General features: G+C 48.4%; 18 protein-coding genes. 11 read left to right on the top strand and 7 right to left on the bottom strand.

All coding sequences use genetic code 11. The features are described from left to right. Nucleotides 1-3 precede the first annotated feature (3 nt). Nucleotides 4-783, top strand: a complete 780-nt coding sequence (locus tag BM334_RS05020; RefSeq protein ID WP_092838705.1) for a TatD family hydrolase — start codon at nucleotides 4-6, stop codon at nucleotides 781-783. A 175-nt stretch (nucleotides 784-958) separates the two neighbouring features. On the opposite strand, the gene ansA is transcribed toward BM334_RS05020, so the two are convergent. Both ansA and sppA read right to left on the bottom strand, forming a co-directional pair. After that, the gene (ansA, locus tag BM334_RS05025; protein WP_092838708.1) at nucleotides 959-1,969 is read right to left on the bottom strand and encodes an asparaginase; all 1,011 of its coding nucleotides are present in this window, start codon (nucleotides 1,967-1,969) and stop codon (nucleotides 959-961) included. Between the two features lie 3 nt (nucleotides 1,970-1,972). Next, complete coding sequence (gene sppA, locus BM334_RS05030; protein ID WP_177215003.1) at nucleotides 1,973-3,826, bottom strand: signal peptide peptidase SppA; 1,854 nt, start codon at nucleotides 3,824-3,826, stop codon at nucleotides 1,973-1,975. A 163-nt stretch (nucleotides 3,827-3,989) separates the two neighbouring features. On the opposite strand from sppA, the gene BM334_RS05035 reads away from it, so the two are divergent. Further along, nucleotides 3,990-4,538: a nitroreductase family protein gene (locus tag BM334_RS05035; protein ID WP_092838711.1), complete on the top strand. Its 549-nt coding sequence runs from the start codon at nucleotides 3,990-3,992 to the stop codon at nucleotides 4,536-4,538. A gap of 58 nt (nucleotides 4,539-4,596) precedes the next feature. On the opposite strand, the gene asnS is transcribed toward BM334_RS05035, so the two are convergent. Both asnS and bioA read right to left on the bottom strand, forming a co-directional pair. Beyond that, nucleotides 4,597-5,997, bottom strand: coding sequence for an asparagine--tRNA ligase (gene asnS / locus BM334_RS05040; protein WP_092838714.1), 1,401 nt, complete (start codon nucleotides 5,995-5,997; stop codon nucleotides 4,597-4,599). An 84-nt stretch (nucleotides 5,998-6,081) separates the two neighbouring features. Then, on the bottom strand, nucleotides 6,082-7,365 hold the full coding sequence (bioA, locus tag BM334_RS05045; protein WP_198677338.1) for an adenosylmethionine--8-amino-7-oxononanoate transaminase: 1,284 nt from the start codon (nucleotides 7,363-7,365) through the stop codon (nucleotides 6,082-6,084). A 136-nt stretch (nucleotides 7,366-7,501) separates the two neighbouring features. Here bioA and bioB point away from each other — a divergent pair, with 136 nt between their 5' ends. Genes bioB through bioD form a run of 4 tightly spaced genes read left to right on the top strand, consistent with a single transcriptional unit; the run spans nucleotide 7,502 to nucleotide 11,281 of the window. Further along, the gene (bioB, locus tag BM334_RS05050; protein ID WP_092838717.1) at nucleotides 7,502-8,551 is read left to right on the top strand and encodes a biotin synthase BioB; all 1,050 of its coding nucleotides are present in this window, start codon (nucleotides 7,502-7,504) and stop codon (nucleotides 8,549-8,551) included. Nucleotides 8,552-8,572: 21 nt separating this feature from the next. Then, entirely contained in the window at nucleotides 8,573-9,742 is a 1,170-nt protein-coding gene (locus BM334_RS05055) for an aminotransferase class I/II-fold pyridoxal phosphate-dependent enzyme (protein WP_092838720.1), read from the top strand. A 6-nt stretch (nucleotides 9,743-9,748) separates the two neighbouring features. Further along, nucleotides 9,749-10,540 carry a methyltransferase domain-containing protein gene (locus tag BM334_RS05060; RefSeq protein WP_092838723.1) on the top strand — a complete coding sequence of 264 codons (792 nt, stop codon included), beginning with the start codon at nucleotides 9,749-9,751 and terminating at the stop codon, nucleotides 10,538-10,540. A gap of 33 nt (nucleotides 10,541-10,573) precedes the next feature. Then, complete coding sequence (gene bioD / locus BM334_RS05065) at nucleotides 10,574-11,281, top strand: dethiobiotin synthase (RefSeq protein ID WP_092838726.1); 708 nt, start codon at nucleotides 10,574-10,576, stop codon at nucleotides 11,279-11,281. On the opposite strand, the gene pepE is transcribed toward bioD, so the two are convergent. Next, nucleotides 11,278-12,015 carry a dipeptidase PepE gene (pepE, locus tag BM334_RS05070; protein ID WP_092838729.1) on the bottom strand — a complete coding sequence of 246 codons (738 nt, stop codon included), beginning with the start codon at nucleotides 12,013-12,015 and terminating at the stop codon, nucleotides 11,278-11,280. The genes bioD and pepE overlap by 4 nt on opposite strands. Nucleotides 12,016-12,156: 141 nt before the next feature. On the opposite strand from pepE, the gene htpX reads away from it, so the two are divergent. From htpX to BM334_RS05085, 3 genes are read left to right on the top strand one after another with little or no spacing between them, the layout of a single operon-like run. Then, nucleotides 12,157-13,029: a protease HtpX gene (htpX, locus tag BM334_RS05075; protein WP_092838732.1), complete on the top strand. Its 873-nt coding sequence runs from the start codon at nucleotides 12,157-12,159 to the stop codon at nucleotides 13,027-13,029. Nucleotides 13,030-13,044: 15 nt separating this feature from the next. After that, the gene (locus BM334_RS05080) at nucleotides 13,045-14,403 is read left to right on the top strand and encodes a class II 3-deoxy-7-phosphoheptulonate synthase (protein ID WP_092838736.1); all 1,359 of its coding nucleotides are present in this window, start codon (nucleotides 13,045-13,047) and stop codon (nucleotides 14,401-14,403) included. Between the two features lie 36 nt (nucleotides 14,404-14,439). Beyond that, complete coding sequence (locus BM334_RS05085; RefSeq protein ID WP_092838738.1) at nucleotides 14,440-15,270, top strand: DUF1338 domain-containing protein; 831 nt, start codon at nucleotides 14,440-14,442, stop codon at nucleotides 15,268-15,270. Here the strand turns inward: BM334_RS05085 and ppsR are convergent. Next, complete coding sequence (gene ppsR / locus BM334_RS05090; RefSeq protein WP_055437967.1) at nucleotides 15,267-16,094, bottom strand: posphoenolpyruvate synthetase regulatory kinase/phosphorylase PpsR; 828 nt, start codon at nucleotides 16,092-16,094, stop codon at nucleotides 15,267-15,269. The genes BM334_RS05085 and ppsR overlap by 4 nt on opposite strands. Nucleotides 16,095-16,226: 132 nt before the next feature. Between ppsR and ppsA the strand changes: the two genes are divergently transcribed. Further along, nucleotides 16,227-18,608, top strand: coding sequence for a phosphoenolpyruvate synthase (gene ppsA, locus BM334_RS05095; RefSeq protein ID WP_256209383.1), 2,382 nt, complete (start codon nucleotides 16,227-16,229; stop codon nucleotides 18,606-18,608). 18 nt (nucleotides 18,609-18,626) lie between these two features. Next, a complete protein-coding gene (gene ydiJ / locus BM334_RS05100) occupies nucleotides 18,627-21,689 on the top strand; it encodes a D-2-hydroxyglutarate dehydrogenase YdiJ (protein ID WP_092838741.1) in 3,063 nt (1,020 codons plus the stop codon). On the opposite strand, the gene BM334_RS05105 is transcribed toward ydiJ, so the two are convergent. After that, nucleotides 21,686-22,729, bottom strand: coding sequence for a Glu/Leu/Phe/Val dehydrogenase dimerization domain-containing protein (locus BM334_RS05105; RefSeq protein ID WP_092838744.1), 1,044 nt, complete (start codon nucleotides 22,727-22,729; stop codon nucleotides 21,686-21,688). The genes ydiJ and BM334_RS05105 overlap by 4 nt on opposite strands. Between the last annotated feature and the right edge of the window lie 88 nt (nucleotides 22,730-22,817).

Genomic DNA, 22,817 nt, shown 5'->3' on the forward strand with positions numbered 1-22,817 from the left:
GTTGTGTTTGTCGATTCCCATTGTCACCTCGACAAAATAAATCTTGAACCATTTAACGGTAAACTCAGTGGCGTTATAGATGCTGCGCGCGCTGCCAAAGTTCAACACATGCTATGTATTGGCGTGACATTGGATGATTTTCCGAGCATGCGCGAGCAAGTTGCTGAATTTCCAGATGTGAGTATTTCTTGCGGTGTTCATCCGCTGTATGTTGCTAAACACCCTTTAAATCGTGAGCAACTTGCGCAATGGGCAGCTTTACCTGAAGTGGTGGCCATTGGTGAAACAGGCTTAGATTACTATTATGATCCTGAAAGTAGACCGGTGCAGCAAGAAAGCTTTCAATACCATATTGAGTTAGCCAATGAGCTTGATAAGCCATTGATCATTCACACTCGTGACGCACGCGAAGATACCATTGCGATGTTGCGTGAAGGGCAGGCTGAGCGTTGTGGCGGGGTGTTACATTGCTTTACCGAGTCGTTAGAGATGGCCCAGCAAGCGATAGAGCATCTTGATTTTTACATTTCTATTTCTGGTATTGCGTCGTTTCGAAATGCCACTGAGCTGCGCGACGTGGTAAAAGCCTTGCCACTTGAGCGTTTGCTGATTGAAACCGATAGCCCTTGGTTAGCTCCTGTACCGCACCGTGGTAAAGAAAACCAGCCAGCCTATGTCAGCGAGGTTGCAAAATGTGTGGCCGATGTGAAAGGGCTCACGTTAGCTGAGGTGGCGGAAACAACTTCAGAAAACTTTTATAACCTGTTTAAGCGCGTGCGCTAAAAATTAGTACGTTTTTTACACAAAAAATTCGCATTTCTAAAAATTGCGTCTAAACTAATTTTTACCCTCGACATTTATCGAGTTAGCGCACGGCTCAATCCCTTGAGCCATTCCCCTGAGCTCGGGACAACTTGGATTGGTCCCGAGCCTTTTTTTATCTGTCGTAAAGTGCTGATTAGGCAGTTAATTCGCCGCGCAGATTGGTTTCTAGCTGAGAATTAATTTGTGCTTGGCTTAAACCTTTTGAGAGCAGATAGTGCAGCTTAGTTAACGCTGCTTCTATGGTCATATCATGGCCACTCACCACACCCACTTGGGCGAGCGCGTTACCCGTTGCATAGCCGCCCATGTTTACTTTGCCTTTGAAGCATTGGGTGCAATTGAGTACGACGGTACCGGAGGCTATCGCACGCTCTAGGCTTGCTAATAATTGTTTGTCTTGTGGCGCATTACCAACCCCATAGCTTTGCATAATGAGGGCCTTCACAGGCTGTTGCAGCATGTTGTCAAAAATAGCCGCTGACACGCCAGGGTATAGGGTGATCACCCCAATGGCTTGTGGCGTTACCGCCGACACTTGCAAGGGTGCGTTACCGATTGGCTTAACTTCGCCAGCATCAACACTTATTTGAATACCTGCTTGCAACAGTGGCGAGAAATTCGGTGAGTCAAACGCGTTAAAACCGTTGGCATCGGCTTTCGTGGCGCGGTTACCGCGGTACAAGGTATTGTTAAAAAACAATCCAACTTCGTGAATCGGGTAGTTGGCCGCAATATAGAGGGCGTTTAACAAATTTGTTTGGCCGTCGGAACGCAATGCGGCGAGCGGAATTTGCGAGCCGGTAATGATGACGGGCTTCGCCAAATTTTCAAACATAAACGACAAGGCCGAGGCCGTGTAAGCCATGGTGTCAGTACCATGTAAGATCACGAAGCCATCGTAGTCGTCATAGTTGTGTTGAATATCTTCAGCAATATGTTGCCAGTCAGTTGGCGACATATCAGAAGAGTCCATCAGCGGGGTGTACTCGTGAATGGTGAATTCAGGCATTTCGTCCCGATAGAACTCGGGCATGCGCTGAACGCACTCGGTGAGAAAACCCGGCACAGGAATGTAACCCTGTGCCGATTTTTGCATACCAATGGTGCCGCCGGTATAAGCGACGTAGATGCGTTTTTTAGTCATGTCTTATTGCAACGGACAAAGTTCACACAGTGCATAAACACCGTTAGGGTCGTTAAATTTGTCGAGTAATTTAACTTCCTTCCACACGCCTTGCAATTGCATTTCAATCGGCGAACCAAGTTTTTGGGTCGGTTTAACAGGCAATAAGATACTTGCTTGCCCGAAAAATTCGCGCATGAATTGATCGCGTGGCGACAGCTCAGGTTCTATAAGTTTAACGTCATATTCGGTTAAGTCTGCGTATTGTGCTGCAGCACGGATAGCGTCATTGAGCTCGCCAAGTTGGTCAACTAGGCCGTGCTCAAGTGCTTGTGAACCGGTCCAAACGCGACCTTGCGCCACTGCGTGTACTTCTTCGTAAGACATGTCGCGGCTCTCGGCCACCATAGATACGAAGTCTTTGTAAAACTTCTCAATGCTCAGCTGTACAACACGCTTGGCGTTGTCGTCTAAGCCTTTGGTAATATCCAATACCGGCAGGTTGGTGGTGTGGTAGCCGTCATTGTATACGCCAATTTCAGCAAGTGAATTTTCAAAGGTGAAGAACATACCAAACACACCGATAGAGCCGGTAATGGTTGATGGCGCAGCCCAAATTTCATCAGCACTGGCAGCAATCCAGTACCCGCCTGAGGCGGCAACGCTACTCATTGAGGCAATCACTGGTTTGCCGGCTTTTTGCAACTCAAGTACTTCTTGGCGAATAATTTCAGAAGCGAAACCGCTGCCGCCTGGGCTATCAATGCGCAAAACAACGGCTTTTACGTCATCATCTAAACGCGCCTGGCGCAATAGCTCGGCAGTACTGTCACCACCTATCATGCCGGCTTTTTGGCTGCCATCGACAATAACACCGCGAGCCACAACTATTGCGATGTTCTTACGCTTTTTGTCGTTTTCTACAAAGGCTTCACCGTTCAGAGATTTTAGATATTGATGATGTGAAATTTGACGCCATGACTTTTCATCTTTGTCGAGACCGGTTAACGAAATCATTTCTTGGCGGAATTGTTCGCGCGAATATAATTCGTCAACTAAGCCGGATGATTTAGCAAGTAGGGCAAAGTCATTATTTTGCTCAGCAAGCACCGTATTAAAATCATTGATGTCGCCCGATAAAATGCGAGCATCGATATCGCGCAAGTTTGCTAAATCGCTGATATAAGCCTGCCAAAGTTCATCATAAAGCACTTGATTGGCTTCACGTGCTTGGTCAGACATGTCGTTACGTGTGTAAGGCTCTACCGCTGATTTGTATGCGCCCACTTTGAATACGTGCGTTGATACTTTGAGTTTTTCTAGCAGCTCTTTGAAATATAAGCGATACGAACCAAAACCCTCAAACATCATCATGCCTAGCGGGTTCATGTACAGGTTGTCAGCGTGCGCTGCTAGGTAATACTGATTTTGACCGTATGAGTCGGCGTAGGTAATCACCGGCTTACCAGTTTCACGAAATTGCTGTAAGGCTAAACCAACTTGTTTAAGTTTATTAAAGCCGCCGCCCATGAAATTGGTTAAGTTAAGCTGAATACCGCTGATGCGCTCGTCACTAGCGGCATTTTCAATAGCGATTAGCAGGTCGGCCAGCAAAATTTCCGGCGGCTCACCACCGCCACCAAAGGCCTCATTGAAAAACTGATCAACCGGATCAACCCAGGTTTCTTCTTCAACCAAAAAGCCGTTTAATTCGAGTACTAACACACCATTTTCAGGCACCACAATGGGCTCTTCTTCGGCCGCGAATATGCCGATAACTAAAATTAGTACGATAAAGAAAACAATATTCACAATAATTTTGCGAATGGCGTTGACCAAACCGAATAACTTTTTAAACACTGAAGCAATCCCGCTCATACGGTTTATTCCTAATTTGACAGATACATGGACAGCAGATTACCGCAGAAAAAACAGATAAACCAGTAAGACAATGTAACAGAGCGTGATCATTTGTTAAGCTATGCAGATAAATCATAATGGCGCTAATGCGCCTTGCAAACGAGGTGAAATTTTGGTGACTATGGATGCCATTGAACTGCTAACCACGCGCTCATCGATGCCGCGTTTAATTGAGCCAGGCCCGTCAAATGAGCAATTTGATTTATTGTTGAAGGCCGCAGGGCGGGCGCCCGATCATATGGCGTTAATGCCTTATGAGTTTATCGTTTTTAGCGAAAATAAACGCCAGCAGTTGGGGGAGATTTTCAGCCAAGCTGCGCAGCACAAAGGTTTAGAGGCGACACAAGTGACGCAAGCAAACCAACTACCGCTGCGAGCCCCCATGGTGATTGTGGTTGCCATGAAATATCAGCAACATGAGAAGGTACCGCGAGACGAACAACTGTCGTGTGCTGCGTGTGCGGCTTTGTTGATTCAACAAGCCGCTTTTGCGCAAGGGTTAGGAGCCATTTGGCGTACGGGTTGGTTTGCTGAAGATGAAACTGTCAAAGCGGGCTTAGGGCTTCGACCTGAGGACGCCATTGTGGGCTTTCTTTACGTAGGTACGCCAGCGGTGCCAACCCCGATAAAGCCCCACAAAGATATAATGAGCAAAGTGCGTATGGCATAAAAAAACCAGCCGAAAGGCTGGTTTTTTCATCAACACATGCGACTAAACTCGCTTAGAATTAAAAATCAGCGGTTTTTGGCGCACGAGGGAATGGAATCACATCACGAATGTTGCCCATGCCGGTTACGTAGGTAACTAAACGCTCGAAGCCAAGCCCGAAACCTGCATGAGGTACGGTGCCATAACGGCGCAAATCGCGGTACCAGCTGTAATCTTCGGTTGGCAGGCCAAGCTCGTGCATACGCGCATCAAGGCGCTCAAGGCGCTCTTCACGTGCACTACCACCAATGATTTCTCCAATACCTGGTGCTAATACATCCATGGCAGCAACTGTTTTGCCGTCGTCGTTTTGACGCATGTAAAATGCTTTGATGTCTTTCGGGTAGTTCTTCAAAACAATAGGCGCACCAACGTGCTCTTCCGCAAGGTAGCGCTCGTGTTCTGACTGTAGGTCCATGCCCCATTCAACTGGGTATTCAAATTTCTTGCCGCAGTTTTGCAAAATTTCGACAGCGTCGGTGTAGTCCATGTGCACAAACTTGTTGCTCACCACATGCTGTAACCGATCCAAAACGCCTTTGTCGACCCGTTGCTGGAAGAAGGCCATGTCATCGGCTCGTTCAGTGAGTACGGCATTAATACAGTACTTCAGCATGTCTTCAGCTAAGTAAGCGATATCGTTTAAATCGGCAAACGCAACTTCAGGCTCAACCATCCAGAATTCTGCCAAATGGCGACTGGTGTTTGAGTTTTCAGCGCGGAATGTCGGGCCAAAGGTATAGATTTTTGACAGGGCGCAGGCGTAGGTTTCGCCGTTTAATTGGCCAGAAACTGTTAAAAAGGCTTCTTTACCGAAAAAATCTTTGCTGAAATCTACGTCACCTTGTTCGGTGCGCGGCAAGTTTAATAAATCAAGCGTAGATACGCGGAACATTTCGCCTGCGCCTTCCGCGTCTGACGCAGTAATAATTGGCGTAGCCACCCACAAGTAGCCGCGTTCGTGAAAGAAGCGATGCAGCGCTTGCGATAAACAGTTGCGTACACGCATAACAGCGCCGGTAATATTGGTGCGTGGGCGTAAGTGCGCAAACTCGCGTAAGTATTCCATCGAATGGGGTTTTGGCGACATTGGGTAGGTGTCTGGGTCTTCAACAAAACCATAAACCTGCAACGCGGTTGCCTGTATTTCAAACGACTGGCCTTTACCGGCCGATTCAGCCACGGTACCCGTTACTGCAACGCTGCAGCCTGTAGTCAGCTTGAGAACTTCGCTGTCATAATTGTCGAGATTATTCGGTACGACCGCCTGAATAGGATCAAAACACGAACCGTCATGCACGTTAATAAATGAAATACCTGCTTTTGAGTCACGACGGGTGCGCACCCAGCCGCGTACAGTTACTTCATCACCAACGGCAACTTTTCCCGATAGAACATCGACAATTGTAGCGAAGGACATAAGCCTACAAACTCCGTAAGTTAAGGGTATAAAGATAAAATAGGCTGATATGTTACCTTGCTTTACGCCAGACTCAAGCGAAAATCACGCTTGTTGCGCAAGTTGCTTCATGGTTTGAGTTATTTTGCTCAGTTGCGCGCTTGAAATTATAAACGGTGGCATGACGTAAATAAGCTTTCCAAAGGGCCGTATCCACACGCCGTTTTCAACACAAACTCGCTGCGCTGCAGCAACATCAACTGGTTCGCGCATTTCAATAACACCAATAGCACCGAAGCAACGAACATCGGCAACCCCCTTAAACTGGCGAGCTTCTGCAAGCGCTTCGGTTAGTTGCGCATGAATGCTTGCAACACGTTGCTGCCAAGGGCTTTTTAGCAACAACTCAAGGCTTGCAACCGCCACCGCGCAAGCCAACGGATTGCCCATAAAGGTGGGGCCATGCATAAAGGTACCGCCAGCCGGCCCATGACTAATGGTGTTGGCGACTTCGTCTGAGGTTAAAACCGCGGCCTGCGTCATGTAGCCACCCGTTAAGGCTTTACCTAAACATATAATATCTGGCGTTACATCAGCATGCTCGCAAGCAAAGAGTTTACCCGTGCGACCAAAGCCCGTGGCTATCTCATCGGCAATGAGCAATACCTGGTATTTATCGCACAGTTGCCGTGCGCCGCGCAGGTACTCAGGGTGATAAAAGCGCATACCCCCAGCCCCTTGTACTATGGGCTCAAGAATAAGTGCAGCTAGTTCGTGATGATGGTTTTTGAGTAGGTTCGCGAGCGGCTCTAACGCCTCTGGCTGCCACGCGTCTTCTGGACTAAGGTTTGGAATCGGGGCAAACAATTGTTCACGCAAGCTGCCTTTAAACAGGCTGTGCATACCGTTAACAGGGTCGCACACTGACATAGCAGCAAAAGTATCACCGTGATACCCGCCACGAATGGTTGCTAGGCGATTTTTGGCTGACAGGTTGCGGCTAAACCAATACTGCACCGCCATTTTTATCGCAACCTCAACCGCGACAGAGCCAGAGTCGGCCAAGAACACTTTAGTCAGCCCGTTCGGAACAATATCAAGTAGGGCGCGGCTTAACTGAATGGCCGGTTGGTGCGTTATGCCACCAAACATAACATGACTCATACGTTGAAGTTGCTGCGTTACAGCGTCGTTCAGCTGCGGATGGTTATAACCGTGAATAGCAGCCCACCAGGACGACATGCCGTCGACTAAGCGGGTACCGTCCTCTAAGATCAGCTCACAGCCCTCGGCCCTAGCCACAGGGTAAACCGGTAAAGGGTTGGCAAAAGATGTATAAGGGTGCCAAATGTGCTGACGGTCAAACGCTAAGTCATTCTTTGTTATCATTGGTTAAAATCTGTTCGCTTGTAATATAAAAATAGCTTATTAAGTTGACAGTTTAGAGAATCTCCGTACCCTACACAACAACCAACATCGAATAACGAATAACGAATAACGAACAACGAACATAAGGACTGGCCGTATGTCTGCCTCCACAACGTCATTACGTCATGACTGGCAAGTCGCCGAAATTGAAGCGCTGTTTGCACTGCCATTCAATGAATTGCTATTTCAAGCGCAGTTAATCCACCGCGAAAACTTTAATCCCAATGAAGTACAGGTAAGCACCTTGCTGTCGATTAAAACCGGGGCTTGCCCGGAAGACTGTAAGTATTGCCCGCAAAGCGCGCACTACACCACAGACGTTGATCGTGAACGGTTAATGGCAGTCGAAAAGGTATTAAAAGAAGCTGAGGCTGCCAAACAGCAGGGCGCTAGCCGGTTTTGTATGGGCGCCGCATGGCGCAACCCGAAAGATCGCGACATGCCTTATGTGATTGAAATGATCAAAGGGGTGAAAGAGCTTGGCTTAGAAACCTGTATGACATTAGGAATGTTGAGCCCGCAGCAAGCGCAGGCTCTGAAAGAAGCTGGACTCGACTATTACAATCATAACCTGGACACATCGCCGGAGTTTTATGGCGAAATTATTACCACACGTACTTATAAAGATCGCCTAACCACCTTACAGAACGTCCGTGACGCCGGGATGAAGGTGTGCGCTGGCGGTATTGTGGGTATGGGCGAAAGCCGTCGCGATCGAGCTGGGCTGTTAGTTCAACTAGCGAATTTACCGCAGCACCCTGAAAGTGTTCCAGTGAACATGTTGGTTAAAGTAAAAGGCACGCCATTTGCCGAGTTGGACGATTTAGACCCATTTGAATTTGTTCGCACTATTGCGGTAGCTCGCATTTTAATGCCGCAGTCATTTGTGCGTTTATCTGCTGGCCGAGAAACCATGTCAGATGAATTGCAAGCCTTGTGCTTTATGGCTGGTGCCAACTCAATTTTCTACGGTGAACGGCTGCTAACCACACCAAACCCAGAAACCAATCGCGATTTGCAGTTGTTCGAGCGTTTAGGCCTACAACCTATGGCGCATGCAGATTATAGCGATGACGTGCATGAAGCGGTTATTACGGATGCGGTGAATGAACAGCAGCAACCTGCGCGTTTTTACGAAGCTCGCTAGGGCCAACAAAAGCAGCCAATCATGCACATTGCAACCGAACTCAGTGCGCAACTAAACCAACTGCAACAGCAGAATTTATTGCGTAAGCGTCGGGTTTTCCAGCCGGGCGCGCAGCAATATTCATTTGCTGGCAACGATTATTTAGGGCTGAGTCAACATCCGCTGGTGTTAAAAGCATATGCTGATGGGCTGCAACTATGGGGCGCTGGTAGCGGTGCCTCGCCGGCAGTGAGTGGCTTTCAACCACCACATGCATACTTGTGTCGACAACTTGCCGAGTGGTTGGGGCGCGATGATGCGTTGTTATTTAGCAGCGGATTTTCGGCGAACCACTGCACCATGCGAAGTTTGGCGCCGATGTATTCGCGCGTGGTGGTGGACAAGCTCAGCCATGCATCGCTGCTTGATGGGATGACCGATGCAACCAGCAGCTGGAAACGATTTCGCCACAATAACGTGCAACACGCGCAACAACTGTTGCCTGCTAAAGGCACAAGTTTATTGGTAAGCGAAAGCGTTTTTAGTATGGATGGCGATCAAGCACCGCTTGCGGCGCTTGCTGATTTAGCGGCGCAGGCGACAGCTGATTTGTGGATAGATGATGCCCATGGCTTAGGTGTGCTTGGCGCTGAAGGCTGCAGTGCTGCGGGGCTGTTCACGCAGCGCCAGTTGCCAGTTATTACGGCAACCTTTGGTAAAGGCCTTGGCGTGATGGGCGCAGCGATAGTTGGGTCTAGCGACTTAATCGCCTATTTACATACCCGTGGGCGCGAATACATCTATTCAACGGCCTTCAGTGGCGCGCAAGCGGCAGCCGTTAGTGCCGCTATTGGGCTAGCCCAAGGTCATGAGGGGCAGTATCTGCGCGCGCGCCTGGCCGAAAATATTGATTACTTTCGTAGCACCTGTGCGCAAAACAATATTGCGCTGGCGCCAAGTGACCATGCTATTCAAATTGTGCCCATAGGTAGCGAACAAGCGGCTTTGACTATTGGTCATCTGTTGGCAGAGCAGGGCATTGTGGTGGGGGTTATCCGCCCACCGACGGTTGCAAAAGGCAGCGCACGCTTACGGATAACCTTAAGTGCTCAGCATGCCAAAGCGGATATTCAGCGACTCATTCAAGGGCTTAATCAAGCGCTTTCCCAAGCAGTTGCTCAAGAAAAATCCGAAGAAAAAGCATGCAGGTAAATAACGATGCCAGAGCACCATAAAGCACGGATAGCAGAAAGCTTCGGTAAAGCAGCTCGTCGCTATGCGCAGCACAACCGTTTGCAACAACAGTGCGCGGCAATGTTACTTCATCGCTTACCGAAGCGATTAGGGGTGGTGTTAGACGCTGGTTGTGGGCCAGGGGTCAATACGCACGCATTGAGCGTTCGAGCAGCGACCTATTACGGGTTTGATTTGTCAGCTGGCATGCTAGCGCAAGCACAAGAACAATTTCCTCAATACAACTGGTTACAGGGTGACCTAGAACAATTACCCTTTGCACCTGAAAGTTTTGACCACATTTATGTGAATTTGGCACTGCAATGGACCAATAGCCTAGCTGACGTATTGCAACAGCTGCTTCGATGTTTAAAACCGGGTGGGACCCTGGCCTTTAGCACCGTGCTTGAAGGCTCAATGGCACCTTTAGGGCGACTATTTCTGCGGGTAACGGGGCACAGCCATCATAATCGGTTTTTACGCAGGTCAGAGCTGCTTACATACGTGCAACAGGTGATAGCACAAACAGGGGTTTTTGCGGCTTGTTCACCTAAGTTTGATACCGAGTATATTGGCATTCCTTATATGAATATGCGTGACATGTTGTATGACCTTAAAGGTATTGGTGCGAATTATCAGCCTGCGGGCAGGGCGCGCCTAACGCGCAAGCAATTACGCCAAGTTGAAGAAGACTTAGAATGCTACCGCGAAACCGATGGACTGCTTTATCTGAATTGGCATATCGGTTTTGTGAGTATAACTAAAGCGATTGCGTAATCGTTAACCAGAATAAACAAAAGGTAATTTAATATGCGCCCTGTTTTTGTCACAGGTACCGACACCGATGCCGGCAAAACCTTTTGCTCGGAGGCATTAATACACGCCTTGCAGAGTCTCCAACAAAGCTGTCGAGTCCTCAAACCGGTGGCCGCTGGCGCTGCGCCTGTCGCGCTCAATAATGAACAATCACAACTGCGTAATGACGATGCCCTGCGTTTGTTAGCAGCAACGGGGGCAGCCATTTCGCCATTAACTTACCAGCAAGCGAATCCGTTTTGTTTTGCCCCTGCCATTGCGCCACATATAGCTGCGCAGCAAGTGCACCAACGAGTCAGTGTTGAAGCGTTGCTAAGGCATTACAACGAGTTACCGCATGACGCCGATTGGTGTATTGTTGAGGGCGCTGGAGGTTGGCTAGTGCCACTGAATGAGAATCAGTCGTTAGCTGATTTCGTACAAGCGCTGGGCGCTCCAGTGGTGCTCGTGGTGGGAATGAAATTGGGGTGTTTAAATCACGCATTGTTAACGGTGGCAGATATTGAACGCCGGGGTTTGCAGTTATCAGGGTGGATTGCGAACACCACACAAGCGGTAGCCATGTCAAATTATGCTGAAAATCTCGCGACCTTGCAGCAACGTATTGCTGCGCCGTTATTAGCGGAAGTGCCGTTTCATTCACAAGCAAACCCCGCCGCGGTGGCAGCGAGGTTTGACCTAAGCTCATGGGTGAATAGCTAGCGTGACAACCACTGGCTGCAATCGGTGCCGGGGCTGATGGCTTGTTTATGTCCGCCCAAGAACAGGTAGCCTGGGCTGTTTTGACTAAATGCAGTGGTTTGGTAGGTTAAACGGCCATTTTCCAACTGCAATGCGGTACCTTCAGGAATGCCGATTACAGGTGTTTGAGGGGCAATCGCCATAAACTCACCAAGCCGCTGATCGCGCGTTTCACCATGAAAGCCCGGAGGCTGATAATCGCTATAGTGCGGGTTGAGTTGAAACGGCACTAATTGCAGAGCTGCAAATGATGGTGGTTCAATAATGGGCATGTCATTGGTGGTTCGAATACTTAAACCAGCAACATTTGAACCGGCACTCCAGCCTACGTAAGGAATACCGCTGTTTACCGCGTTTTGAATAGGCGCGATTAACTGGTGCTGATACAACTGGTGCAATAAGTGAAAGGTATTGCCGCCTCCGACCATGATTGCTTGCGCGTCGGCCACCGCTTGGCGCGGGTCATTAAAGCTTTCAATACCAACCACGTCGATACCAGCTGGCGCTAAGGCCTGTTGCACTTTAGCCGTGTAGTCACTGTAAGGCATGCCAACGCCGGCATAAGGTATAAATAGAATTCGGCGTGTATCACAATGCTGCACAATAGCGTCAATGCAGGGAGCTAAATAGGCACTGTCGCCTGCTTTTGAGCTGCTTAGCAGCAATAATTTGGCGGTTTTAGGTGATACAGACATGGGGTCTCCGACGTAATAACAATTGATTGGAGTATAGGGTAACAAAAATAACTCGAAATAACAGGCTAAAAGCCTTGTAATTAAAGGCTATCGCCCTTATAAAACAGGGTGTCCGTTGAAGTCATGATGAGGTTATAAAGTATGTTGCGGATTGGTCTATTTTTAGCAACCAACTTGGCTATTTTAATGGTGCTGGGTATTGTGATGAATATTGTACTGCCAGCATTTGGCGTGCAACCTTCGCAATATCAAAGTTTATTCATTTTTGCCGCTGTATTTGGTTTTGGTGGTGCGTTTATTTCATTGGCTTTGTCAAAATGGCTAGCGAAACGATCTGTTGGTGCGCAAACCATCACGCAGCCGCGTAATAGCACCGAACAATGGTTATTAAATACCGTGGGGTCGCAAGCCCAAAAAGCAGGTATTCCGATGCCTGAAGTTGCTATTTATGACTCGCCTGAGCCGAACGCATTTGCTACCGGTGCGAGCAAGAAGAGCTCTTTGGTGGCGGTAAGCACCGGCTTGCTACGCAACATGACACAAGACGAAGTTGAGGCTGTGCTAGCCCACGAAGTGAGCCATATTGCCAATGGCGATATGGTGACACTGACACTCATTCAAGGCGTAGTGAACACTTTTGTAATGTTTTTTGCCCGAGTTATCGCCACGGTTATTGATAATGCAACGCGCAGCAACTCGCAAAATGGCGGGGGCTTAGGTACGTTTGCTTATTTTGGCATTGTGATGGTGCTGGAATTAGTTTTTGGCATATTAGCCAGTATGATTGTGATGTGGTTTTCACGGCAACGTGAGTTCCGAGCCGATGCGGGTGCTGCCGCACTGGTTGGCAAGCATAAAATGATCGCCGCGCTGCGGCGTTTGCAAGGCGCACAAGAGTCGACCTTAGACGGTTCGATGATGGCGTTCGGTATTCAAAGTAAACGTGCGTTTAGCGAATTATTTTTGAGCCATCCGCCACTCACAAAACGCATTCATGCGCTTGAGCGTTTATAAAAAATAAGGAATAACATGACCAATTGGAGTGCCCGAAGCTGGCGGGATAAGCCAATCCAGCAACAGCCGCAGTACGCATCGCTCAATGAGTTACAGATGGTCGAACAGCAGCTGAAAAAATTCCCACCGTTGGTATTCGCCGAAGAAATTCGGGCGTTGCGTTCGCAGTTGGGGCGGGTTAGCCAAGGCCATGGGTTCTTATTGCAGGGCGGCGATTGCGCCGAGTCGTTTAGCGATTTTACCGCGCCGAAAATTCGCGACACCTTCAAGGTTATTCTACAAATGGCCGTGGTCATGACGTTTGCAGGTTCGTGCCCAGTGACGAAAGTTGCGCGTATGGCGGGGCAGTATGCAAAGCCGCGTTCTAGCGACTTTGAATCGATTGATGGTATGTCTTTACCAAGTTATCGTGGTGATATTATCAACGGTGCGGACTTTACCGAGCAAGCGCGCCAGCCCGATCCAAACCGGATGATTAACGCGTATCATCATTCCGCCGCCACGTTGAACTTGCTGCGCGCTTTTGCCCAAGGTGGTTTAGCCGATCTGCATAAAGTACACAAATGGAACATGAGCTTTGTTGAAGCGAATCCATTGAAAGAAAAGTACATGCAGGTAGCTGAGCAAATTCAATCGGCGCTGAAATTCATGGAAGTGCTGGGTATTAACGCCCAGAGCAATGCGACGATTCATGAAACCCAGTTGTTTACCTCGCACGAGGCGTTATTGCTGTCCTATGAGGAAGCGTTAACCCGTACCGATACCTTAACCGGGCTGCCCTATGATTGTTCGGCGCACATGGTGTGGATTGGCGAGCGGACACGACAAATTGACCATGCGCACGTTGAGTTTATGCGTGGCATTCATAACCCACTCGGTGTTAAAATAGGGCCGACGACGAAGCCGGACGACGTTATTCAATTGCTTGACGTGCTAAACCCACAAAACGAGCCAGGGCGCATGACGTTAATTACACGCATGGGTGCGGACAACTTAGGGGATGCCTTACCAAGCATTGTACGACGAGTGAAAGCCGAAGGCCGTCATGTGGTGTGGTCGAGCGATCCAATGCATGGCAATACCGTTAAAGCTGAAAATGGCTTAAAAACGCGTAATTTTGACGCCATTCACCGCGAGTTACGTCAATTCTTTGCTGTACACCAAGCCGAGGGAACTTACCCAGGTGGTGTTCACTTAGAAATGACCGGTGAAGATGTGACGGAGTGCACTGGTGGTGCTTATCAAATTAGTGAGCATGACCTCACGCAACGTTACCGCACCCAGTGTGATCCGCGGCTAAACGCCGATCAAGTTTTAGAATTGGCCTTTTTGGTGGCTGATTCATTAAAAGAAGCGCGACAAGGTCGCGGTTAATCTTATTTCACGACATTTTCGAGGTTTAAGTAGTATATGTCACAGTCTGTCGAGCAGTTTTTTGACAACCTATGGAACGATTACATTCAGTTAGCCCCATCGGCGGCAAAAGTTCATGAAGTGCTCGGTCAAGGCCGTACCATTATTAATGATCATGTTGCTTTTCGCACCTTTAACATTGCCCCTGTGCGCCTGCAAGCACTTGCAGCACACTTTGAGGCGATGGGCTATAAAGCCTGTGGTGATTACCAATTTGAAGCCAAAAAATTGGTGGCGAAGCACTATGAACATAGCGATCCGAAATTGCCGAAAATCTTTATTTCAGAGCTGTTAGTTGAAGAGTTTTCACCGAAACTACAGCAAATTGTGCAAGCATTGGTCGCGCAAATTAACCCTGCAGAGGTTGCGAACCCAGAATTTTTATATTCAGGTGCGCACTGGCAGATCAGCAGTGCCGATTACGAGCAGCTGCTGGAAGAAAGTGAGTATGCAGCTTGGATGGTCGCCTTTGGTTTCCGCGCGAATCATTTCACGGTGAATGTGAATGAACTGCCAGACTATGAGTCGCTAGAGCAAGTGAACCAGACCCTTAAAGAAGCAGGGTTTAGGCTGAATACGTCGGGTGGCGAAATTAAAGGCTCAAGTGACGTATTTCTTGAGCAGTCGTCCACCATGGCCGATCATACAGCCGTGCGTTTTAGCGATATGGAAAAAGTGATTCCCAGCTGTTTCTATGAGTTTGCGAAGCGCTATGAAATTGCACCCAATCAGTTGTATACCGGGTTTGTGGCAGCGTCGGCGGACAAAATATTTGAAAGCACCAACGCGCGTGCAGAGACCGCTGCAGAGCAGGGCGACAACGCTTAAAAGCGATGCCGCTCGAGATTGGTTTCGGCCAAAATTTTAGCGGCAATTTCTTCCACTGAAAAACGCGTCGAGTCGAGAAATGGTATCGCTTCGCGGCGGTACAGTTTCTCGACTTCTTGCAATTCGTAACGACATTGCTGCATGGATGCGTACTGGCTGCCTTCGCGGCGTTTGCTACGTATTTCATGCAAGCGCTGGGGGTCTAAGGTTAAGCCATAAATTTTGTGACGAAACGGCTTGAGCACCTTAGGTAGCTGTAAATTCTCCATGTTATCGTCTTCTGTTAGCGGGTAATTGGCCGCTTTAATGCCGTAATGCAAGGCTAAGTACAAGCTGGTTGGGGTTTTCCCCGTACGTGAAACACCCAGCAAGATAATATCTGCCTCATCATAGTTCGACACATTGCTGCCATCGTCGTTCGCCAGCGTATAGTTCACCGCATCAATACGAAAATCATAGTTTTCGCGTACATCATTATTCTCTTGTATGCCGTGGGTACGGTGGGTTTTCGGTTGGGCCGGCATGTTTAACTCTTTACTTAACGGCGCCACGAAATAATCTAAGAAGTCATAGCAGCTCCCGCGGCTAGAGGTAATGACGCGTTTAATATCAATGCTGACAAAAGTATGAAAAATGACTGGGCGTTCGCCTGACTCTTCAAACGCTTGATTAATGCGATTGACCGCAATTTCAGCTTTTTCTGGTGTATCAATAAAAGCGAGCGTTTTGTGAATAACTTTTAATGGGAACATCGACAGCATCGCTTTACCAAAAGCTTCGGCCGTAAGGGCAGTTCCGTCTGAAATGTAAAAAATTGTGCGCATTGTGGCGATATTCCTAGCAGATAAAAGTGCATAAGATGTTAACTTGTGAGGTGGCAGTGTGTAAAATACAATGCCATTCGGGCAGTTAAATAGTTTAACTGTGTCACGCCTAAACTCCACGAGGAACTCAACGTGCAGAATAACGTACAAGACTATGTGCTTTGGTATGATCAATTAGGGATGAACGATGTTGGCCGGGTGGGTGGTAAAAACGCATCGCTTGGCGAAATGATTAGCCACCTGGCAGGCGCCGGTGTGGATGTGCCAAATGGATTTGCAACCACAGCAGAAGCTTTTAATGAGTTTCTTGAACAAAGCGGCGTGAATGAACGAATTCACGAAATTTTGGACGATTTAGACACCGACGACGTAAAAGCGCTTGCGGAAGCCGGTAAGCAAATTCGCCAATGGGTGATTGATACCCCATTTCAACCTGAGCTAGACCAAGCCATTCGTGCGGCTTATGAGCAGCTTAGCGGCGGCAACGATGAAGTGAGCTTTGCCGTACGCAGCTCCGCCACCGCCGAAGACATGCCAGATGCATCCTTTGCTGGCCAACAAGAAACCTTTCTGAACGTGCGTGGCATCGATGCCATCATGGAAGCCATTAAACATGTATTTGCTTCGTTGTTTAATGACCGAGCCATTTCGTACCGTGTGCACCAAGGTTACGATCACCGCGGTGTCGCACTGTCGGCGGGTATTCAGCGCATGGTTCGCAGTGACATTGCAGCGTCAGGTGTCATGTTCTCCATTGACACAGAATCTGGTTTTGACCAAGTGGTATTCATTACATCGTCGTTTGGTTTAGGCGAAATGGTGGTGCAGGGGGCGGTTAACCCTGACGAGTTTTACGTTCATAAACCAACCTTAAAAGCCAATCGCCCTGCGGTATTACGCCGTAATTTGGGCAGTAAAAAAGTACAAATGGTGTACTCAGATGCGGTTGACCATGGCAAACAAACCTCGATTATCGATATTCCGGCCGATATGTCGTCGCGTTTTTCAATTACCGACGACGAAGTAGAGGCGTTAGCACGCCAGGCTGTGATCATTGAGCAGCACTATGGTCGCCCGATGGACATTGAGTGGGCCAAAGACGGTATTGACGGCAAGTTATACATTGTTCAAGCTCGCCCTGAAACCGTGCAGTCCAACAAAACTGGCCAAGCCTTAGAGCGCTACACGCTGCAATCGAAAAGCCAGGTTGTGGCTGAAGGCCGCGCAATTGGGCAAAAAATTGGTGCCGGTGTTGCCCGTGTTCTAAACGATATTTCTGAAATGGACAAAGTACAGCCTGGTGACGTGCTGGTGACCGACATGACCGACCCAGACTGGGAACCGATCATGAAGCGTGCGTCGGCCATCGTGACCAATCGTGGTGGGCGTACCTGCCATGCGGCAATTATCGCTCGCGAGTTGGGCATTCCAGCGGTTGTTGGGTGTGGCGATGCGACTGATCGTATTGCTGCCGGTGCCGCAGTCACTGTTTCTTGTGCCGAAGGCGACACGGGGTACATTTACGAAGGCGAACTGCAGTTTGATGTGACCACTTCTGATGTTGGCGATATGCCTGCGTTGCCATTAAAAATCATGATGAACGTAGGTAACCCAGACCGCGCATTTGATTTCGCTTCGTTGCCACACGCAGGTGTTGGCTTGGCGCGCCTTGAATTTATTATCAACCGCATGATTGGTGTGCACCCGAAAGCCTTGTTAAACTTTGATAAGCAAAGTGCTGAATTACAACAACAAATTCGTGGCTACATGGCGGGTTATGATAGCCCACGCGAATATTACGTCGGTAAGCTGACGGAAGGTATTGCAACCCTAGCGGCAGCATTTTCACCAGAGCGCGTTATTGTGCGTATGTCTGACTTTAAGTCGAATGAATATGCCAACTTAGTGGGCGGGCGCCAATACGAGCCACATGAAGAAAACCCAATGTTAGGTTTCCGTGGTGCTTCGCGTTATATTTCAGAAGAGTTCCGCGACTGTTTTGCTATGGAGTGCGAAGCCATCAAACGTGTTCGTAACGACATGGGCTTAACCAATGTCGAGGTGATGATTCCGTTTGTGCGCACCTTGGAAGAAGGCCGTAAGGTCATTGAGTTATTAGCTGAGCAAGACTTACGCCAAGGCGAAAATGGCCTGCGCGTTATTATGATGTGTGAATTACCTTCAAACGCGCTGTTAGCAGAACAGTTCCTGGATATTTTTGACGGCTTCTCAATAGGTTCAAACGACTTAACTCAGCTAACCTTGGGTTTAGATCGCGACTCAGGCGTTATCGCGCATTTATTTGATGAACGTAACGAAGCCGTGAAAGCCATGTTAGCCATGGCCATTCAAGCTGCCAAGAAAAAAGGTAAGTACGTGGGTATTTGTGGCCAAGGCCCATCTGATCACGCTGACTTTGCCGCTTGGTTGGTTGAACAGGGTATTGATTCGGTTTCATTAAACCCAGATACGGTGGTTGAAACTTGGTTATATTTGGCTAAGCACCACGGTTAAGGGTATTGAGCGCGTTTTATGACTAAATCGGAGCAAGTATTACCGGCATATACCGCATTTGAGCGGCGTGAAACGCGCATTGAATCAGTGTATCAGGGCTACCTGTTAGCCCTTGAACAAGCGGGTTTTGATGGTGATATAGACGGTTCGTACAGTGGCCGTTTAATGGCTGCAACCGACAATAGTGTGTATCAGCAGCTACCCCAAGCGGTGCTGTATCCGCGCACCACAGCTGCGGTGCAGCAAGCTTTTGCGTTAGCGCAATACGACCAATTTCGTTCAGTAAAATTCTCACCGCGCGGCGGTGGTACAGGCACCAATGGCCAGTCGCTTAGTGCTGGTATTGTGGTGGACTTAAGCCGCTATTTTCATCAGGTTGCGGAAGTGAATGCTGATGAGGGTTGGGTTCGTTGTCAAACCGGAGTTGTTAAAGACGCACTTAATGACGCAGTGCGTGAATTCGGGTTGTTTTTCTCGCCTGATTTATCCACCAGTAACCGCGCCACCATTGGTGGCATGATTAATACCGATGCCTCGGGGCAAGGTTCATTGGTGTACGGAAAAACCAGTGACCATGTGCTGGAGCTAAAAGCAGTTCTGCTTAATGGTGAGTGCATTACCACAGCCCCCAAGTCGCTTGAGCAAGCGCAACAAATAGCCGCCACCGAAACACTTGAAGGCGCTATTTACCGGCAGGTGTTAGCAACCTGTGTCGATTTGCGCGACGCCATAGAGGCGAAGTTTCCGCCGTTGAATCGCTTTTTAACGGGTTATGATCTTAAGCATTGCTATGACCCTGAACGTCAACTTATTGATGTTTCTAGGCTGCTAGCGGGCTCAGAAGGCACGTTAGCGTGCATTGTCGAAGCCAAGCTAAATTTGACGCCAATACCACGCCATAAAGTACTGGTAAACGTAAAGTACAGTGACTTTCAGTCGGCTTTGCGCAACGCTCCGTTTTTAGTCAAAGCCCGCGCAACATCGGTTGAAACTATCGACAGTAATGTGCTTAATTTAGCCCGCCAAGATATTATTTGGCACCAAGTTGCGGCACAGCTGCAAGAGGTTGAAGGGCAAGCGATGCACGGCATTAATATGGTGGAATTCACCGCAGTGGATGACGCTGAAATTAATGAAAAAGTGGACAGCTTAACCGCAGCACTTGACGACCTGATTAATTCACAACCCGAACTAGGTGTTATAGGTTATCAAGTTTGTCGCGACGCCAGCAGTATACAAACCATTTATGCCATGCGGAAAAAAGCCGTTGGGCTGCTGGGGGCAACCAGAGGGCGCCGCAAGCCCGTTGCTTTTGCTGAAGACACGGCCGTGCCGCCCGAAAATTTGGCTGATTTCATTGCTGAGTTTCGCGCCATTCTAAACAGTTACGAATTGCACTACGGCATGTTTGGGCACGTTGATGCGGGGGTATTACATGTACGCCCAGCGCTTGATATGACCGACCCAGAAGACGAAGTATTACTGCGTCAAATAAGTGATCGGGTGGCGGCGTTAACCGCAAAGTATGGCGGCTTAATGTGGGGTGAGCATGGTAAAGGTTACCGTTCCGAGTACGCACCAAGCTTCTTCGGCGATGAGCTATATGGTGAATTACAAAAAATAAAAGCGGTGTTTGATCCGGATAACCGCTTGAATCCCGGGAAAATATGTACGCCGTTTGGCACCACTGCCAAGTTAGTGTCCGTGGATGCTACCAAACGTGGCTATTTTGATCGGCAAATTCCAATTGAAGTGCGCGACGACTATGCCGCAGCGATGAATTGTAACGGCAATGGTTTGTGTTTTAACTATGCCGCAGACTCAGCGATGTGTCCTTCGTTTAAAGCCACTGGCGATAGACGCAATTCACCGAAAGGGCGAGCAACACTGATACGTGAGTGGTTACGTTTAAATGCCGAGCATAAATTTGACGCCACGGGTTTTCCTCAGCAAGGTCGTTTTGAATTATTCAAGCAGATTCCAAGCGCTGAGAAATTTGACTTCAATCATGAAGTTAAGGCCGCGATGGAAAGTTGTTTGGCGTGCAAGGCCTGCGCTAGCCAATGCCCAGTAAAGGTTGACGTGCCAAGCTTTCGCGCTAAATTTTTGGCCTGGTATTACGAATTATACCGACGCCCAGTCAAAGATTATTTGGTTAAAAATGTTGAGCCATTAGCACAAGCTATGGCCAAGTGGCCACGACTGGGTAACTTGCTGAGCCATAACCCATTTAGCTTATGGGTTACCCGTAAGTTATTTGGTTATATTGACGCACCTAAATTATCAGTACCGTCGGCAGCGTCGCGCTGGAAAAGCCGACAGTGGTTGCATCTCAGTGAACATGAATTAGCAGCGATGCCAAAGCGAGAGTTACAGCAGTGCGTTGTTATTGTCCAAGACCCGTTTACCAGTTTTTATGAAGCTGAACTGTTAGAAGCATTTGCTCAACTCGCGTTAAAAATCGGCTTTAAGCCAGTATTGCTGGCGTTTAAGGGCAACGGCAAGGCCCAGCACGTTAAAGGTTTTTTGAAGAGCTTCAAACAAACCGCAGACAAGGTTGCCTCGCAATTAAATGCTGTTGCTAAGTTAAAAGTACCGATGATTGGGCTTGATGCTTCTACAGTGCTTTGCCTGCATGATGAATACGCACAGTACACCAAGCACCCCATAAACTATCAGGTGCAATTGGTACAAGAGTGGCTAGTTGATGTTCTACCAGAACGCGCTTCAGCGATAGCAATGAAAACCCCAACGCAATCATTGCAGCTGTTTACGCACTGTACTGAACAAACGGCGATGCCGAAGGCTGCCCAGCATTGGCAGAAAATTTTCAGTACATGGCGTATACCTTTGCAGGTGCAGGCTAGTGGCTGTTGCGGTATGGCCGGAACCTTTGGCCATGAAGTAGAAAACCAAGCGGTTAGCCAAAAGCTCTATAATTTAAGTTGGCGTGAAAAGGTTGAGCAGGAGGCGGTAATTACGCTTGCAACTGGCTTTTCATGTCGCTCGCAGGTTGAGCGAATGAGCACAAAAAAGCGGGCATTACACCCGCTTCAATGGCTTGCTGAAAACTGCGCTTAACGCGCAGCTTTCGCATTGGCAATAACTTCACGCGCCATTTGGTCAGCAATTTCACCAGTAGGGCGTTGCTCTGCGCTAGAACGAGCAAAGATTTTATCTAAGGTGTCGTAAATATCACGAACACGCTTATCCGTTTCTTCACGGCTCATGTTTGCCGCTTCGCTACATACGTGAATAACGCCGCCAGCATTAATTACGTAGTCAGGGGCGTATAAGATGCCCATGTCCATGACAATTTTGTCATGTGCTGGTGTGGCCAACTGGTTGTTCGCGCTACCTGCAATAACTTTCGCTTTAATTTGCTTTAAAGTTTCGTCGTTAATGGTTGCGCCTAACGCGCAAGGGGCATACACGTCTACGTCTAAACCGTAAATATCATCTAAGCCAACGACTGTTGCGTTTAATTCAGCAGCAGCCTTGTTGCAGGCATCTTCGTTAATATCTGTGACAAATAACTGTGCGCCTTCTTTGGCGCAGTATTCAGCAAAGTCATAACCTACAGCGCCAAGACCCTGTACGGCAATTTTCAAGCCGTTCAAATTGTCATTGCCAAATTTATGTTTGGCCGCTGCTTTCAGGCCTAAGTAAGTACCTAATGCGGTGTGTGGCGATGGGTCACCGGCCTTTTCGGCAGTACCAGCCACAAACGCTGTTTCTTCAGCCACATGAGCAATGTCACTGGTACGAATGTTAACGTCTTCAGCGGTAATGTAACGGCCACTTAACGAGTTAACGAAACGGCCATAGGCACGCATGAGCTCAGGGGTTTTAATTGTTTTTGCATCGCCAATAATAACTGCTTTGCCGCCACCAAGCGGAAGGCCGGCCAATGCACTTTTATAGGTCATACCGCGTGATAACCGCAGTACATCAGTTAACGCTTCGGCAGACGACGCGTAGTTCCACATGCGTGTACCGCCAAGCGACGGACCGAGGGTGGTATCGTGGATGGCAATAATTGCTTTTAAACCTGTTTCTTTGTCATGACAAAACACGACTTGTTCGTGTTGGTCGAACTCTTTGTGTTCGAATAAAGACATTCTAGGTATTCCTCGTTCATCCCAAAAATTGCGCGAACATTATCATTTTGACGGTCATTTCGCTAGTGAATTTCTGAAATAAACTATT

Source organism: Pseudidiomarina donghaiensis (assembly GCF_900116895.1).
GTDB classification, from domain to species: domain Bacteria; phylum Pseudomonadota; class Gammaproteobacteria; order Enterobacterales; family Alteromonadaceae; genus Pseudidiomarina; species Pseudidiomarina donghaiensis.

Bases quoted from the DNA above. Each gene is read 5' to 3' on its own strand.
- ansA (WP_092838708.1), bottom strand. From the start codon at position 1,969: ATGACTAAAAAACGCATCTACGTCGCTTATACCGGCGGCACCATTGGT.
- sppA (WP_177215003.1), bottom strand. From the start codon at position 3,826: ATGAGCGGGATTGCTTCAGTGTTTAAAAAGTTATTCGGTTTGGTCAAC.
- BM334_RS05035 (WP_092838711.1), top strand. From the start codon at position 3,990: ATGGATGCCATTGAACTGCTAACCACGCGCTCATCGATGCCGCGTTTA.
- asnS (WP_092838714.1), bottom strand. From the start codon at position 5,997: ATGTCCTTCGCTACAATTGTCGATGTTCTATCGGGAAAAGTTGCCGTT.
- bioA (WP_198677338.1), bottom strand. From the start codon at position 7,365: ATGATAACAAAGAATGACTTAGCGTTTGACCGTCAGCACATTTGGCAC.
- bioB (WP_092838717.1), top strand. From the start codon at position 7,502: ATGTCTGCCTCCACAACGTCATTACGTCATGACTGGCAAGTCGCCGAA.
- BM334_RS05055 (WP_092838720.1), top strand. From the start codon at position 8,573: ATGCACATTGCAACCGAACTCAGTGCGCAACTAAACCAACTGCAACAG.
- BM334_RS05060 (WP_092838723.1), top strand. From the start codon at position 9,749: ATGCCAGAGCACCATAAAGCACGGATAGCAGAAAGCTTCGGTAAAGCA.
- bioD (WP_092838726.1), top strand. From the start codon at position 10,574: ATGCGCCCTGTTTTTGTCACAGGTACCGACACCGATGCCGGCAAAACC.
- pepE (WP_092838729.1), bottom strand. From the start codon at position 12,015: ATGTCTGTATCACCTAAAACCGCCAAATTATTGCTGCTAAGCAGCTCA.
- htpX (WP_092838732.1), top strand. From the start codon at position 12,157: ATGTTGCGGATTGGTCTATTTTTAGCAACCAACTTGGCTATTTTAATG.
- BM334_RS05080 (WP_092838736.1), top strand. From the start codon at position 13,045: ATGACCAATTGGAGTGCCCGAAGCTGGCGGGATAAGCCAATCCAGCAA.
- BM334_RS05085 (WP_092838738.1), top strand. From the start codon at position 14,440: ATGTCACAGTCTGTCGAGCAGTTTTTTGACAACCTATGGAACGATTAC.
- ppsR (WP_055437967.1), bottom strand. From the start codon at position 16,094: ATGCGCACAATTTTTTACATTTCAGACGGAACTGCCCTTACGGCCGAA.
- ydiJ (WP_092838741.1), top strand. From the start codon at position 18,627: ATGACTAAATCGGAGCAAGTATTACCGGCATATACCGCATTTGAGCGG.
- BM334_RS05105 (WP_092838744.1), bottom strand. From the start codon at position 22,729: ATGTCTTTATTCGAACACAAAGAGTTCGACCAACACGAACAAGTCGTG.